The sequence below is a fragment of the Paraburkholderia sp. RL17-383-BIF-A genome (assembly GCF_046028015.1).
Lineage (GTDB): Bacteria > Pseudomonadota > Gammaproteobacteria > Burkholderiales > Burkholderiaceae > Paraburkholderia.
The window spans coordinates 48,494-64,377 of sequence record NZ_JARESR010000021.1; the positions used below are offsets into that span (position 1 = coordinate 48,494).

Annotated in this window: 13 protein-coding genes; 7 read left to right on the forward strand and 6 right to left on the reverse strand. The window is 62.1% G+C overall.

The genetic code is table 11. The annotated features are described in order from the left end of the window. Positions 1-17: 17 nt before the first annotated feature. Entirely contained in the window at positions 18-2,612 is a 2,595-nt protein-coding gene (locus P0D71_RS22810; RefSeq protein ID WP_408482240.1) for a DNA-binding protein, read from the reverse strand. A gap of 364 nt (positions 2,613-2,976) precedes the next feature. Between P0D71_RS22810 and P0D71_RS22815 the strand changes: the two genes are divergently transcribed. Continuing rightward, a complete protein-coding gene (locus tag P0D71_RS22815) occupies positions 2,977-3,633 on the forward strand; it encodes an arylsulfatase (RefSeq protein WP_408482241.1) in 657 nt (218 codons plus the stop codon). A 378-nt stretch (positions 3,634-4,011) separates the two neighbouring features. After that, positions 4,012-4,644 (forward strand): helix-turn-helix domain-containing protein, encoded by a 633-nt coding sequence (locus tag P0D71_RS22820; RefSeq protein ID WP_408482242.1) that lies wholly within the window; start codon positions 4,012-4,014, stop codon positions 4,642-4,644. Between the two features lie 31 nt (positions 4,645-4,675). Here the strand turns inward: P0D71_RS22820 and P0D71_RS22825 are convergent, their stop codons facing one another. Together P0D71_RS22825 and P0D71_RS22830 are read right to left on the reverse strand one after the other, a co-directional pair. Beyond that, positions 4,676-7,675 (reverse strand): FAD-binding and (Fe-S)-binding domain-containing protein, encoded by a 3,000-nt coding sequence (locus P0D71_RS22825; RefSeq protein ID WP_408482244.1) that lies wholly within the window; start codon positions 7,673-7,675, stop codon positions 4,676-4,678. Between the two features lie 40 nt (positions 7,676-7,715). Next, entirely contained in the window at positions 7,716-8,753 is a 1,038-nt protein-coding gene (locus P0D71_RS22830) for a DUF1338 domain-containing protein (protein WP_091804652.1), read from the reverse strand. 165 nt (positions 8,754-8,918) lie between these two features. On the opposite strand from P0D71_RS22830, the gene P0D71_RS22835 reads away from it, so the two are divergent. Then, positions 8,919-9,851, forward strand: coding sequence for a LysR substrate-binding domain-containing protein (locus P0D71_RS22835; protein ID WP_177205131.1), 933 nt, complete (start codon positions 8,919-8,921; stop codon positions 9,849-9,851). A gap of 19 nt (positions 9,852-9,870) precedes the next feature. Here P0D71_RS22835 and hppD read toward each other — a convergent pair whose 3' ends face one another. Continuing rightward, on the reverse strand, positions 9,871-11,004 hold the full coding sequence (gene hppD / locus P0D71_RS22840; RefSeq protein ID WP_091808987.1) for a 4-hydroxyphenylpyruvate dioxygenase: 1,134 nt from the start codon (positions 11,002-11,004) through the stop codon (positions 9,871-9,873). A gap of 259 nt (positions 11,005-11,263) precedes the next feature. After that, entirely contained in the window at positions 11,264-12,259 is a 996-nt protein-coding gene (gene pcaQ / locus P0D71_RS22845) for a pca operon transcription factor PcaQ (protein ID WP_091804659.1), read from the reverse strand. Positions 12,260-12,367: 108 nt separating this feature from the next. On the opposite strand from pcaQ, the gene pcaH reads away from it, so the two are divergent. Together pcaH and pcaG are read left to right on the forward strand one after the other, a co-directional pair. After that, a complete protein-coding gene (gene pcaH / locus P0D71_RS22850; protein ID WP_091804663.1) occupies positions 12,368-13,072 on the forward strand; it encodes a protocatechuate 3,4-dioxygenase subunit beta in 705 nt (234 codons plus the stop codon). A gap of 3 nt (positions 13,073-13,075) precedes the next feature. Then, a complete protein-coding gene (gene pcaG, locus P0D71_RS22855) occupies positions 13,076-13,663 on the forward strand; it encodes a protocatechuate 3,4-dioxygenase subunit alpha (protein ID WP_408482246.1) in 588 nt (195 codons plus the stop codon). Positions 13,664-13,822: 159 nt separating this feature from the next. Here pcaG and P0D71_RS22860 read toward each other — a convergent pair whose 3' ends face one another. Further along, the gene (locus tag P0D71_RS22860; RefSeq protein ID WP_408482299.1) at positions 13,823-14,086 is read right to left on the reverse strand and encodes an H-NS family nucleoid-associated regulatory protein; all 264 of its coding nucleotides are present in this window, start codon (positions 14,084-14,086) and stop codon (positions 13,823-13,825) included. 465 nt (positions 14,087-14,551) lie between these two features. On the opposite strand from P0D71_RS22860, the gene P0D71_RS22865 reads away from it, so the two are divergent. Continuing rightward, entirely contained in the window at positions 14,552-15,187 is a 636-nt protein-coding gene (locus P0D71_RS22865; protein WP_091804670.1) for a LysE family translocator, read from the forward strand. 296 nt (positions 15,188-15,483) lie between these two features. Then, on the forward strand, positions 15,484-15,687 hold the full coding sequence (locus P0D71_RS22870) for a cold-shock protein (protein WP_007178877.1): 204 nt from the start codon (positions 15,484-15,486) through the stop codon (positions 15,685-15,687). Positions 15,688-15,884 lie beyond the last annotated feature (197 nt).

The window sequence follows — 15,884 nt, forward strand, 5'->3', positions numbered from 1 at the left end:
CGACCATTCAGCGCTTGTCAGGTCACGACCTTCGACATCACCGCCGTGGCCGGGTCATAGCGGTAGCCCTTTTGCGCGAGCTGGTGGCTCATCGTCGAGCTGATCAGTTTCTGCTGGGTCTCTCTGGCGATCAACTCGTGATCCGGCTTGAGGCGCTCCAGTTCGGATGAAAGCCGTCTGACGAGCGCCACCTCACCGGTGCTGCGTGCGTCGATGAACAAGATCCTCTCGCTCGCCAGACCAAGCCGCTGTTTGAGGTCTTTCGCGTGGGCGACCCATTGTTCCGCCGTGCCGCGAAGCTCGCTGAGCGCCTTTGCATGAGCTTTGGCCTGCGCTGATATCTGGCGTTGCAACGCCGCGATCTCCTCCGCGCTCTCGGCCCCGTCGGTTCGAGCTTGTTGTGCAATGGCTTCGGCTTGCGCGGCCAGCCGTTGCTCCAGTTGCGCAACCTGCTGTTCGGCGGCCTCTGCGCGGTCTCTCGCGGCAGATGCATCCTGCGATAGCCGAGCCAGGTCGGCGCTCGTGGCCACCTTCGCCTCGTTCATGCTCTCGATCTGCCGCCGCGTCTCTTCCAGTTCCAGCGTGACGCGCTGCAGTTCGCTAAGGTGAGCCGACGTTTCGTCGGCCCGCGCCGCGGCTGCCTGATGCTCCGCTGCCAGCGCAGCGCGAGCTTGCTCCAGTTCGCCCTCCAGCGCGGCGAGTTGTGTGAGGCGCTCGCTTGCCTGCGCCTCGGCGGCTTTCGCGTGCGCCAACGCCGCACCCAACTCCGTCGACAACTGTGCCGCTTCTTCCGTTTTGGCTTGATGGGCGTCGTTCAAACTGAGGAACTGCTGCTGCGCCTGGTCGCGTTCCTGAGTGGCGCGCGCTATTTCTTCGTTCTTGCTCGACACGGTTGCGGACAACTCTGCTCGTGCCTTGCGCTCTTCGTCCAGCAATGCCGTCATGGCTTGCTGATCGGCAGCGTGTGCCGTTACGCGCTGCGTGAGTTCTTCAACACGTGCCTGTGCCGCTTGCGCAAGTGATGTCGCCGCGTTCAGTTCGTCGGCGAGCCGCGTCACTTCTTCTGACTTTGCCTGATGGGCGTCGCGCAGAGCGGCGATCTGCTGCCGCGCCTGCTCGTGCTCCTGAGTGGCTCGCGTGATTTCGTCGTTCTTGCCGGAGATGACCGCGTTCAGTTCATCACGTGCTTTGCGCTCTTCTTCCAGCGACGCATTCACCGCGGTCAGATTGGCCTGATCCGCCGACGCACGCTGCACGAGTTCTTCTACACGCACCTCGGCTGCCTGGGCGCGTGACATCGCCGCACTCGCTTCCTGTGACCAGCGCGTCGCTTCCTGCGAGCTTGCCTGATAAGCGGCGTCCAACGTCGCGACCTGCTGCAACGCCTGATCGCGCTCGTGCGTGACTCGCGTTACTTCATCGTTCTTGCTCGAAACAATTGCTGCCAATTCTTCACGAGCCTTGCTCTCTACTTCGAGCGATGCCTTCGTCGCTTCGAGCGATGTCGTCGTCGCTTCGAGGCTGGCATCTTGCGACGCTACACGCTGCGCAAGTTCTTCCACGCGCGCTTCCGCGACCTGTGCACGCGACGCAGCCTCGCTTGCCTCTTGCGACCATTGCGCGACTTCTTGCGACTTGGCCTGATAGGCGTCGCGTAGAGTGGCGATTTCCTGCTGAATCTGATCGCGCTCCCGAGTGACGCGCGTGACTTCATCACTCTTGCTTGCGACATCCGCCGACAACTCTTCACGAGCTTTGCGTTCTTCTTCGAGCGATGCGTTCGCCGCTTCCAGGTTGGCGTGGTCCACCGACGCACGCTGCGCGAGTTCTTCAACGCGCGCCTCGGCCGCCTCAGCACGCAATGCGGCCGCGCCTGCCTGCTCCGACCAGTGCGTCGCTTCTTCTGTCTTCGCCTGACAGGCATCGCTCAATGTTGCGATCTCCTGCCGCGCCTGATCTCGCTCCTGAGCGACCTGAGCAACTTCATTGTTCTTGCTCGCGAGCGCCGTGGCCAACTCTTCGCGCGCGAGGCGTTCCTCGTCGAGCAATGCCCTCATGGCCTCCAGATCGGCGTCTTGTGCAGACACACGCTGAGCGAGTTCTTCGACATGAGCTTCAGCTGCCTCCGCCCGGCCCGCAGCGGTTGCGAGTTCCGTTTCGAGGCGCAGAGCGGTACTTTCCGAGGCACTCAGCGCCTCCGTCAGCGCGACGACCCGATTGCGCCCCGTTTCGACGTCGTCGATCGTTTTCTGATACTCGGAGAGGGCTTCGTCCCGTTCCGCGCGGGCCGCTTCGAGGTCCTGGTTCACTGCAGCCAAACGCTGATTGAAAGCCCGTTCGGCATCGTGCTGGGATGCCGTCCAGATGCGATCCGCCGCGCTCATCACTGTCTCAGCGAGGCCCTCCGGCAACCCGGGCTGGACCTGCGGTGCCGGCGTTTCGGCCTGCCGCGCTTCGCGCCAGCGCTGCAAGGCCGCGACGATCGACGCAAGCGAACCGCCGCGAACCTCTTTCCAGATCGTCACCGGCGAAACTCTTCTGCCTTCTTCGACCATGCGATCGGCGATGGCGGCGATCTGTTCATCGGTGATTGTGTCTGCGTCCGTGGACATAAGCGCCTCAAGAATCAATGTAACGGGGCGAAAGGTTAAATCTTCAATACGTTACTACGTCTGCAGACGTCCGGCGACGTTCGCAATACAAGGCAAATGACAGGTAGCCTGACGCGGATGGCATCTTATAGCTCAATGACTTTTTCGAATCCGGGGAACAACGGACCATAACGCGGCCAAATCGCCGCGCAATGCCTGTCCGAGACGGGTACTAGCGATACTGGTAGAAGCTCCCGCCTTGTTGGCCTGCGGCGACGTTGCAACAATGCAGACGAATCGATTGGCCCGCCCTTGGGCGTGAACGCCACGAACCGGCATCGGCACGATGCATCTGATTCACGCAACTTCACCGAGGCATACGGCAATGCGTATTTCGTTTTTGCACACGATGGACGGGAACCGGCAAGTCTTTGAGCAGGCCGCAAAAGCACTCGGCATGCGTGCTGATGATCTTCACCACGAAGTGAGAGCGGATCTGCGCGAGGCGGTCGGTCTGGCAGGGACGTTCTCACACGAATTGAAAGCCGAAACAAACCAGCGTCTTCTCGCGCTGGCAGCCCATTCCGACGCCGTTATTCTGACTTGCGCCACGCTTGGGGCGGCCGTGGCGGATATCGTGAGTCCACCGGTGCCCATCGTCAGGGCGGATATCGCCTTGGCCGCTGCGGCAGCGGAACTGGGCGGGAAAATCGTCGTGTTATGTGCCGCTGACTCTGCAATCGAATCCACCAGAATGCTGTTTGCGGAGCACATACACGGAACCGGTGCGTCAGTGGAGGTCGTTCACCTTCCTCAGGTTTGGGCACGGTTCAAAGCGGGTGATCTCGAAGCGTGCCTCGCTGCAACCGCATTGGCCGCGGAAGACGCATACGAGGCGGGCGCGACGGTTGTCGCATTCGCTCATCCGTGGATGGCGCCCGGCGCGGACCTCGTTCGAACGGGAAAGCGGCCGCTCGATAGTCCGAGCGCGGCGCTTCGCGCTGCAATGCAACGGTTCGGCGAACACCCGAGCGACGCCTGACCACGAGCGGCACTCAATCAGCCATCACAGGCTTAAGCCCGCAATAGCTTCGCCAATCAAAATAAATCTAAAGGCGAAGCGATTATCTCGCCCGGGATATGAAAGAGACGCGCCGCCGAACTGGTCACGCGACACCTGCAATGCGCCACCCAGTCTGCACCCGCGGAAGTTTCCGATGAGAAAAGCGCCTGGATGCTTCTCCGCCACCGATCAACCTCAACAGGGCCGTCACTCAGGCCATGCACAAGCGATCCGGGCATTTTCCGCGGGCGCGGCGGCAGACGTCCCACCGCCTTCCGATCGGGACCCATCGCGCCAAATGTTATTATCGGAAACAACACCGTCCCCTCAAAGCGTGCATTCGAAGCATCAAGCCCTATGGACACCCATCTCGCCAAATCCGCCGACCCGTCCACCACCGACCTCGGCCGCCGCGTCCGCGCCGCCCGCCAGGCGCAGGACCTGACGCTGGAAACCGCCAGCCGCCTCTGCGGCGTTTCGCGCTCGACGCTCTCCAAGGTCGAAAACGGCCTGATGTCCCCCACGTTCGATGTTCTGCAAAAAATTGTGCTCGGACTGAAGATCGAGATCGGCGAGCTGTTCGGCTCGACGCCGAAAGTCAGCGCCAGCGGCCGCCGCGCGCTCACCCGCAAGGGCGAAGGCCAGCGCCATGCCTATCGCGGCTACCAGATGGAACTGCTTGCCACGGACCTCGCGCACAAAGCGATGCTGCCGTTTCGCATCCGCATCTCCGCGCACACGCTCGACGCCTTCGACGACTGGGGTCGTCACGAAGGCGAGGAATTTCTGTATGTGATCAGCGGCAGCGTGTGCCTGTATTCGGAGCTGTATGCGCCGACGCACCTGAACGCCGGCGACAGTCTCTACTTCGACAGCCGCACCGGCCACGCGGCGGTCTCCACGAGCGAAGAAGACGCCGAAGTATTGTGGATGGCCACCAGCGCCGACATCCCGCACACCCCGCCCGCCACCGAATCGACAAAGAAGTGACGCACGCCTCCACACCGCGCAGCAACGCGGCCTAACGAGCCGCCAACGCCCGCTGAGCGAGTTGCGCAATATGCATTGCGTGACGCCCCGTGCCTTGCTCGATCTGTTCGCGGCAACTGAAGCCATTGGTCAGCACGATCGTGTCCGCGGCCGCGTCGCGCACCGCCGGAAATAGTTTGTCTTCGCCGATCTTTTCGGAAAGCGCGTGGTGCTCTGCGTTGAAGCCGAACGATCCCGCCATGCCGCAGCATCCTGTATCGAGAAGCTTCCATTTCACGCCGAGCTTGTTCAGCAACGCCGTGTCGCCCTGCATGCCGAACAGCGCCTTTTGATGACAATGCCCGTGCACGATCACGTCGGCGGTCAGCGTCGGCCAATCGAACGGCTGCCGCGCGACGAAATCGGAGAACAGGAACGTCTGCGCGGAGAGCTTCTTCGCTAACGCATGACCGGGCAGTTGCTTCAGCAATTCGTCCTTGAATACCGACAAACAACCCGGTTCGAGACCGACCAGCGGCACGCCCGCGGCGATATCGTCCGCGAGGTCGTCAAGGATGTGCGCGAGAAGTTCGCGCGCACGTTCGAGCAGGCCAAAGTCATAGAGTGGACGCCCGCAGCACAGCCGGTTCTTCGGCAACACGACGTGCCAGCCCAACTGCTTTAAAACGTCGGCGGCGGCTTCAGCGACCTCGGGCGTGAAGTGATCATTGAAAGTATCGACCCACAGAATGACCTTTTTTGCTTCGCCGCGAGAGGCGGACGCTGTTTGCGGCGCACGCCGTGCGATCTGCCTGTAAGTGGCGCCTGCGAACCGTGGCAGTTCGCGCGCTTGCGCCACGCCTGCCACCCACTTGCCGAACGAAGCCAAGCCCGGCGCCGACGTCATGAAGTTCGTCAAACGCGGGAAGCGCGCCGCCCACGGCGCCCATTCACCGATGCGCCCCATGAACAGCGCCTGCCGTGGCCGTCGATTCGTCTCGTAGTAATGTGAAAGAAATTCGGCTTTGTATGAAGCCATATCCGTATGCGTCGGGCAATCCGATTTGCAGCCCTTGCACGCAAGGCATGTATCCAGCGCTTCTTTCACTTCGCGGCTTTGCCAGCCATCGACGATCACGTCGCCTTGCAGCATTTCCCAGAACAGATGCGCACGGCCACGGGTCGAATATTTCTCTTCGCGGGTCGCGCGATAACTTGGGCACATCGTGCCGCCTTCGAGCGAACGGCATTTGCCCATGCCAATGCATCGCTCGATCTCGCGCTGAAAGCCGTCGCCTTCCTGGCTGGCAAAGGTGAGCCTGGTTTGCAACGTGACAGGTTGATAGGCGGGACCCATGCGCAGATTCTCGTCGGCGCGATACGCATGCACGACCTTGCCCGGATTCAGACGATTGGCCGGATCCCAGATCGCCTTGAACTGTTCCATTGCCTGCATCAGCTCGGCGCCGTACATGATCGGCAGAAACTCGGCTTTGGCCTGGCCGTCGCCGTGTTCGCCCGAGAGCGAGCCGCCGAATTCGACCAACAGCTCGGCCGCTTCGCGCAGAAACTTGCGCCAAGTCGAGATACCTTCCGCGCTGCGCAGATCGAACGTGATGCGCGCATGCACGCAGCCATCGCCGAAATGACCATAGAGGCTCGTCTCGTAACCATAGCGATCCACCAGCGACTGGAACGCGCGCAAATAATCGCCGAGACGCAGCGGATCGACCGCCGCATCTTCCCAGCCGACCACCGGATCAGGCGTGCCGGAATCGACAGACAACGCCACCGCCGAGGCGCCGGTCTCACGAATCGACCATACCTTGGCCTGTAATGCGCGATCTTCGACGAGCATCGCCGAGACATTCGGCCCCGCCTCGCCCGAGCGAAAATAGGTGGCAGCGGCTTGCGCTTGTAGCATCACCGCCTCTTGCGTCTCCGCGCCGAATTCGAGCACGACCCACGCATCGCCTTCGGGCAGCAACGCGATCTCGTCCTTCTTCAACCCGCGCGCCTCCAGCCCGCGAATGATTGCGCGGTCGAGTCCTTCGATAGCGATCGGCCCGCAGCGCATGAAATGCGGCACGGCATCCGCCGCCGTGTAGATATCCGTGAAGCCGACCACCACGATCACGCGCTTCGCAGGACTCTTCACGAGGCGCACTTTCGCCTGCAATGTCACCGCGCAGGTGCCCTCGGTGCCGACCAGGGCACGCGCCACGTTGAAGCCGTTTTCCGGCAGCAGTTGATCGAGGTTGAAGCCCGACACGCGCCGTTTGATCTGCGGGAATTTCGCGCGGATCTGGTCAGCGTAGGTATCGCGCAACCGTTTCAACGCGGCGTAGATTTCGCCTTGGCGACCGCCTGCCGCGATGATGCGTTCGAGTTCGCTCTCGGATGTCGGACCGACCCAGAAACGCGCGCCGTCGAAGGTCGCAATCTCCAGCGCCTCGACGTTTTCGACGGTCTTGCCGGCCATCACCGAATGGGCGCCGCACGAGTTGTTGCCGATCATGCCGCCGAGCGTGCAGCGGCTGTGTGTAGCCGGATCGGGTGCGAACGTGAGGCCATGCTGTTCGGCGGCATCGCGCAAGGTATCGCAGACCACGCCCGGCTCGACGATCGCGACGCGCGCGACCGGATCGACCGACACGACACGGCTCACATATTTGCTTGCGTCGACCACCACCGCGACGTTCACGCATTGGCCGTTCTGCGAGGTGCCGCCGCCGCGCGCGAGAAACGGCACGTCGTTGCGACGACAGGCGGCGAGTGTCGCCAATAGATCGTCGACATCCGCGGGCACGACCACGGCGAGCGGCACTTGCCGATAGTTCGACGCATCTGCCGCATACAACGCTTTGGAGCCCTGATCGAAGCGCACTTCGCCGCGCACATGGCTGCGCAAATCGGCTTCGAGCGCCTGCATCACGGCGGCGCTGCCTGCGAAAGGCGTAGCAACACGCAGCGCATTCTTCGGCGCGCGACGGCCGGCGTCGTCCAACCCGTTCAGGCCCGCGCCCTGCTCTTCATCCAATGACGTTCCCACCGCGCTCCCCGTTTCTCGTGCCTGGACCGCCGCCCTGCGCTCAGGCAGCCTGGCTCGCGGTCATCTTGAAGATGCCCTGTGCGTTGCCCGCGTCGAAACGCAGGTCCGTTTCCCAGCGACGCGCGTCCTGATCGAAAGTCCGCTTGCGCGTGATGAACTCGTAGAACGAGCCCGGCACTTCGCGCGTCACCACGCTTGCGTCAGCCGCACGAAACTCGCGCAGCACCGTGTCCGCGCGATACGCTGTCTGAAACACGCGGCCCGAGCGCGAACGCTCCACTTCCGGTTTCATCGGACGGCCCTTGGCCTTCTCGTCGTCGGAGAGTTGAAAGACGTCCGCGACGCGATCGGTGGCGTGGTTGAACGCATTGCCTTCGGTCGCGATCCACGCCATTTCCGGCGATTCCTTCAACAATACTTCGTAATCGGCTTCGCGTGGCGTCTCGTGCTGGCGCGCGAATGCGCCGACGATGACCGGCAGCAGTTCATGGGCCGCCTCGAGCGGCAGCACGCCGTCGCGCTCGAGCTCCCACAACTGGCCGACAGCGCGCGGCGTCAACGGATCGCGCGACTGGCCGATCACGTTGGTCACCGCCTGTTGAAACTCCGCCGAGAACCGCTCGGGATGCAGCTCGCTCACGAAGAACTGGGCGATCTCATCGGGCGCGTCGTCATGCGCCCACGCGCGCCCGGTCATGCCGAGACGATCGAGCGGATACCGGCCGTTGATGCTGAAGCCGAGCGGACGCAGAATGCGGGCAAATGCGGCTTCGCCAGTCGGCAGCGCGCCGCTGTGCGGCCAGCGCACCGTGCGCAGCGCGCCGTGGTCGAAGTACACGCTGCCGCCCGCCGCGACCGTCTCTTCCGTGTAGCGGCGGCCATTCGCCGAGCGCGCCAGCAGATCCTCGAAGAGCGCCATGTTCATCGCCTGCGCGAGTTCGGCGCGCGTGACGATGCCGTCTTCCCATTCGTTGAGGATCTGCGGATGATTCAGCGTCGCAAAGAGCCGGGCGGTTTTGTCGGCGCCGAGCAGCGTCAGCAGCAGTTGTTCGAGATTCGCATTCTTGATGTTTGGCATATCGGTTCTCTAAATGACTCTACGCGCGCTATCTGACGTGCTGGAGTGCCACGCCGGTCGGCTCGCAAGGCACAGAACGGCATGATCAAAGGCGTGATTATTCAAAACGCCAGGGTCGCCGTAAAGAGAGATAAAATCGCCACTTAATGCGTTTTTGGAATCAACGTGCGAAAGTTCAAGATCCCCAACATGGGTGCGCTGCTCGCTTTCGAAGCGGCCGCACGGCACGAGAGCTTCACGCACGCGGCGCGCGAACTCTTCCTGACCGAAAGCGCGGTGTCGCGGCAAATCAACACGCTGGAAAGCAACCTTGGCGTGCGGTTGTTCGTGCGCGTCAAACAGCGCGTGGTGCTGACCAAGGCAGGCAAGGTTTATAGCGCGCAGGTGCGGCGCTCGCTGGAACAGCTCGATCGCGACACGCTGTCCATCATCGCGCATGGCAGTGGCGGCGGTTATCTGGAACTGGCTGTTCTGCCGACTTTCGCGTCGCAATGGCTGATTCCGCGGCTCGCGGCATTCAACGCGCAGTATCCGGACGTGCGCGTGAACATGGGCGTGCGAACCGGCACGTTCCCGTTCGCCGAGACCCATTTCGAGGCCGCGATTCATTACGGCAAGCCCACATGGCCGGGCACGTCGGCGGATTTTCTGTTCAGCGAAGAGGTCGTGCCGGTGTGCGCGGCGAGCCTGCTGAAGCGGCCTGTGCAGAACGCCGCCGATCTTCTCGACTATCCGCTCGTCCACTCCACTACCCGGCCCGACGGCTGGGCAGCATGGTTCGCCAACATGGGCGTCGAGGACAACCGGACCATGCAGGGCGTGCGCTACGAACTCCACACCATGCTGATCAGCGCGGCGGCCGCCGGCCTCGGTATCGCGCTGGTGCCGCGCTTTTTCGTCGACGCGCAGCTCGAACAACTAGGGCTCGTGATCCCGCTCGATGCCCCTGCGGTCGCCGATTCGGCGTACTACCTCGTCTATCCGACCGAGTTGAGTCACGGCAAGCCGCTGGCGAGTTTCCGCGAGTGGCTGTTGCACGAAGCCGCGGCCTACAGCGCGGTGAATCCCGAGTTGGCAGCCCCGCCCGATACCGATTGACCGCGTATCGGATGAAGCATCACGCGCCGGTTTGTTCGCGCGCCTGGGCCAACGCGCTCAGATTGCCTTCGCCGAAGCCGTGGTGACCCTGGCGCTGCACGATCTCGAAGAAGATTTCGCCGGCTCGGCGGCGCACGAAGGTCTGGAAGAACAGCAGCGGCACACCGTCGGCGCCGATTTCGCCGTCTACCAGAACGTGCGTGCGCTTGAGCCGCTCGACGTCGAGCCCGTGGCCCGGCAAGCGCGCGTCGAGTTGATCGTAATAGCGCGGCGGCGGTTCGACGAACTCCACGCCGTTCGCGAGCAACTGCTCGACGCACGCGAAAATGTCGTCGGTTGCGAGCGCGATATGCTGCACGCCTTCGCCCGGATGGTCCGGCAGATACTCGTGCATCAGGCTGGTCCGGCGCGTGCCTTCCTCATACAAGGGCACGCGGATCGCGCCGCACGGCGACACCATCACGCGCGATTCCGCCGATACATGCCAGTTGGCGTGCAGCTCGTGAATCTCGCGGAAGTTGAGCAGGTCGCGATAGAAGTCGAGCCATTCCTGCATGCGGCCCTCGCCGACCGTTTGCGTCAGATGATCGACGGCGACGAGGCCCGTACCCGTGTGGCTCAAGTCGGCCTGCGCCGTGTCGATCTGAATGGGCCGGAAGTCGATATCGAAGATCGAGATGTCGCCAAGGCCGCCGCGCTGGCCGCCGCGGCCGCGCCAACGGTCGACGAAATAGATATGCGAGTCGCCTATGCCCTGAATAGCCGGAATCAGCAACTCGCCGGCGCCGGTCTTCTCGCCTTCGAATGCCCATGCGCCGAGTTCGATCGCACGGTCGAAAGCGCGCTGCGCGTCGGCCACACGAATGCCGATCGCGCAGATGCCCGCGCCGTATTCCTCGGCATAGCGCGCGGCGAACGAATCCGGCTCCGCATTGATGAGGAACTGCATCTCGCCCTGGCGATACAGCGTGACGTCTTTGCTGATGTGGCGCGCAATCGCCTTGAAGCCGAGTTTGGTGAAGGTTTCGCCGAGCGCTTGCGGATCGCGCGCGGCGAACTCCACGAATTCGAGGCCGGCGGTGCCGAGCGGATTGTGCTCAGGTGCCGACACGGCGCGCAGCGCGGCGTCTGGAGTGGGCAAGTCGCTGGGCATGGCAATCTCCTTTACAGTCTTTCGACGCTGTTTCCGGCGTTTCCGATGTTCGATGCTGATCTTCGCTGCAAGCCGCCGATGATCCGCATGCGCCGCAGCAACGCGGGCCGCGACGGCTTTTGCACCGTGTTTGTACACCGGCTAGCAGTCCGTTCGCAACCTTCATTTTGTACTGGATAGTTCACAGGGCGCGCAGCGGCTCATCCGGCCGTCCCACCATGCTCGCGCCCGACCACATGCCGACCTGAAGCGGGACGCCCTATTTGCGGCCCCGTTTCCGCACTCCTTTACCCGCTGCCTCGTCAGCCGCCTTGTCCGCATTGGCCACCATGCGCTGCTGCGCAACCTCGCGCACCGCATCGATAAACGCCCGCCCAGCCGGCGACGGCTGCGTGTCCGAGCGCCGGATCAAGCCGACCGGCTCACCGGTGCCGGCAAAGGGCAACGGCAAACGGACCAGCATGCCATGCGCCAGTTCATATTCGACCGCGCTCAGCGGCACGAACCACACCGCGCTGTTCTCCAGCGCCAACGCGCGGCCCGTGGAAACCGACAATACTTCCACGAACGCCGACAAAGGCGGCACGCCCCATGCGCTCAGCAAACTTTCCGCCGACTGCCGGATCAACGTGCCGAACGGCGGCAACACCACGGGAAATTCTTCGAGCGAGGTGGCCGGCAAACCCGCACCCAGCGCCAACGGATGCCCGGCCCTGACCACCGCGATCAACGGCTCGCTGAACAGTTGCTCGAAACTGAGCCCGACCATCCGCTCGGGATCGGCCAACCGACCGATGGCAAATTCGATCGTGCCCGCTTTCAGGCGCTCGAGCAATTCCGGGTTGGCGCCGGTCGCGAGGCGCACGATCACACGTGGCCAAAGCGCGGCAAACTGCTTCAGCACCGGCGGTATCAAAGCCGCCGCGACGGTCGGCAGAATGCCGATTTCCAGCGTGGCCGCGGCCGCGCCTTCCGCACGCGCGAGCAGATCGACACCCTGCCGCAGCGCGCTCACACAGGCGCTCGCGTGCGGCATGAAGAGCTGGCCCTCGCGGGTCGGCACGGCGCCGTGACGGCCGCGCTCGAACAGCTTCACGCCGAGAATCGCTTCGAGTTCGGCGACCGTCTTGGAAACGGCGGGCTGGGTGATCGACAGGCTGTCGGCGGCCCGCTGGACGCTGCCGAACTGCGCAACGGCCAGAAAGCACTGAAGATGACGGAATTTGACGCGGCTATCCGCGAGACTGCGTTGCATAACGGGAGGTTATACGAAAAGGGCGAAAACGTCATTTTGCATAACCTCTCAGCTTGGATAAAGTCTCTCCATCAATCTGTATTTCACAATTCCTCCAAGGAGACACTGATGGACGATTCCTTTCTCACCGCGCGTGATTTCGCGTCGCATCCCCCGTATATCTATCCCGGCTACGGTTCCTCGGTTAAACGCGGCCCTACGCGTCCGCTGATTCCGCTGAAGGAAAAGCTGCGCGACCAGCATGTGCCGGTCTACGGCACCGAAGACCTCGGCGCGCTCGATCACGATCTGACGCGCAACGCCGTGCGCAACGGCGAGCCGCTTGGCGAGCGCATCATCGTGACGGGCCGTGTGCTCGACGAAGGCAACCGCCCGGTGCGCAATACGCTGGTTGAAATCTGGCAAGCCAACGCCGCCGGCCGTTATGTGCACAAGGCTGACCAGCACGACGCTCCGCTCGACCCGAATTTTCTCGGTGCAGGCCGCTGCATCACGGACAACGAAGGCCGCTACCGTTTCCTGACGATCAAGCCGGGCGCGTATCCGTGGGGCAACCATCCGAACGCGTGGCGCCCGAACCATATCCACTTTTCGCTGTTCGGCGACCACTTCGGCTCGCGCCTCGTCACGCAGATGTACTTTCCCGGCGACCCGCTGCTGGCGTTCGACCCGATCTTCCAGGGCACGCCCGAGGATGCCCGTGACCGCCTGATCGCGAACTTTTCGCTCGACACCACGCAGGAAGCCTATGCGCTCGGCTACGACTTCGACATCGTGCTGCGCGGCCGCAACGAAACTCCGATGGAGCGCTAAGCCATGACCACTCTCAAACAAACGCCTTCGCAGACGGTTGGACCCTACTTCGCGTACGGTCTGTGCCCGCAGCAATACGATTTCGACTTCAAGAGCCTGTTTACGCCCGTTCTGGCCGACCGCGAAGCGGCCGGCGAGCACATCACGATTGTGGGCCAGGTGTTCGACGGCGACGGCAAGGTAATCGGCGACGCCATGCTCGAAGTGTCGCAAGTGGACGCGAATGGCCGCTTCCCGGAGTCGCGTGAGGAAATTCTGAAGACGGGCTTTCGTGGCTTCGCGCGCGTCGGCACCGGCACGGATCCGCACAAGCGCTTTGTGGTCGAGACGGTCAAGCCCGGCCGCGTCGGCCCGGATGAAGCACCGCACCTCAATGTGGTCGTGACGATGCGCGGCATGCTGCTGCACACCTTCACACGCGTCTATTTCGAGGACGAAGCCGCAGCGAACGAGAAAGACCCGGTGCTGGCAGCGGTTCCGGCGGACCGCCGCAGCACGCTGATTGCACGCCGCGAGCCGAATGTAGCGAACGTTTACCGTTTCGATATCTACATGCAGGGCGATAAGGAAACCGTCTTTTTCGACCTGTAATACGGTTTTTCTACACTTTCATATTGCTTTCACATACACTGAGCATGATCCTTCTAGCGAGTGGATCGCGAAACTCCGAGTAGTTGAGCCCGCCTTGCGCGGGCTTTTTTTTGATCTTTGGATACCGAAGCAATCGGCACCCATACGCCGCGCACGCCCTCAGCAGCGGAAGTGATCGATGTTCTGTCCAGCGTAAATCGCCCGCGCGAGCCAGTCCGGTTTATCGCCGTGACCGTCCCACGTATGGCCGTAGGCGTCGCGATACATCACGGCCCGGGTCGCGGCCGCATCGGCTTCAATCGATTCCGCGAGCGCTTCCATCGTAATGCCGTATTCATCCATTCGCCTGTGGATCCACACGATCAGGCGCTCACGTGCGTTTCCATCGAGGTCGAGCAACCGTTGTTCTTCTCGCTCTTTCATCATGTGTCGGTATCGCGGCTATTCACGCTCGCGTTAGAAAAACAAAGGCTTCGCTAAATAACGCGAAGCCTATGCGTGATTCAGATGGCTCGAGTGCGGATCGAACTCACCATACCTCTTCCCATGCGTAAACATTCGCACCTGGAAAACATGCCCGATAAATCTTGGATTATGGGGATTCGCCGGCAACTGGATCAATTGCACTCGTGTCTCGCCCTTCGTTCAGGGCTGCTTCAGCGTATGGAAAGGAATTCTAGCATCCAATTTCTTCTGCTCGCAGCAATGGCTGTTAGTCCGCGATGCGAGGCTTTTCAATTCCGGCCGGTTTAATCAATGTAATGTCGCAAACCCACGCGAATAGGCCTCGTCATGAAATGAGTTGGCAACAAACTCAAGGCGCAAATCTCCGCGCTCTCATGCTATGTTCCACTGACTAACACGCCTGCACATAGGAGAGAGCCGATCATGTCCGCTTCTACCGCCATCATCACCATCCTCGCCGCACTCCTGTTGGGCGCGATGAGTCCGGGGCCGAGCTTCGTTATCGTCGCCCGCAATGCGATCGGATTGTCGCGCGGCGATGGGCTCGCCACCGCGATCGGCATGGGCGTCGGCGGCGTTTTCTTCAGCGGCATCGCGCTGCTCGGCCTCTACACGTTGCTGGCCAGTGTCGAATGGCTCTACGTGGGACTGAAAGTGGCTGGCGGCCTCTATCTGATTTACCTTGCGTCGAAAATCTGGCGCGGCGCCGCCAAACCGCTTGCCTTCGATACGACGCAAGCCGTCCCGGCCAATGCACGCAAATCTTTCTGGATCGGATTGAGCACACAACTCAGCAATCCGAAAACCGCCGTCTATTACGGCAGTATCTTCGCGGCGCTGCTGCCGCAACATCCGCCGCTGTGGTGCTACTTTGCATTGCCGCCGGCGATCTTCGCTATCGAAGCCGGCTGGTACACCGTCGTCGCGTTGTGTTTCTCGAGCAAGCGCCCGCGCGAAATCTATCTGCAATGGAAAGCCTGGGTCGATCGCGTCGCCGCGAGCGCGGTCGCCGCGCTGGGATTGCGCCTGATCCTGACGGCACACAAAGTGGGCATCTGACACGTGCGGCGGTTTGAAGCGCCCGCCGTGCCGCAAGACACGGCGAGCGGGACAGCCGAGCATTGCCGCCCAACGCCTGCGGCAAGCCATTCATGACGCGCAGCCAAACAGTTACAAGTTAAGTGTTGACGCTGACACCACCCGGCGGTTACTGTGGCACCCGAAGTTCAAGAAGTTCGATTGCTGTTCATCAATGTCTCGCTCCCTAAGCGGTATTCGTTGTCCTCTCCCTCCTTGACGCTTCACGCGCTCTCTCGCAGAGCAAAATCTTTCTATTTTTACCTCAAGGATTCTTCATGGATACCGGTACCGTTAAGTGGTTCAACGACAGCAAAGGCTTTGGCTTCATCACCCCGGACAAGGGCGGCGACGACCTGTTCGCGCACTTCTCCGAAATCAGCGGCGACGGCTTCAAGACGCTGGCTGAGAATCAGAAAGTGAGCTTCGAAACGAAGCAAGGCCCGAAGGGTCTGCAAGCGGCTAACATCAAGCCGATGTAAGTTTGAAGGGCTCGGTGTCCGGCAACGGACATCGGGCTGCAGCGACACCCTCGCGGAGCATTTGTCTCCCACAGTTGGCGCGATCGCTTTGAGCTGCATGCCATTCAAGCAGCTTGCCTAAGCGCCAAACGCCTCGTTGCACCTCATTCTCCCCTCCGGCTTCAACGCCCATTTTTCGCTTTCCGACTGCGTCAGGA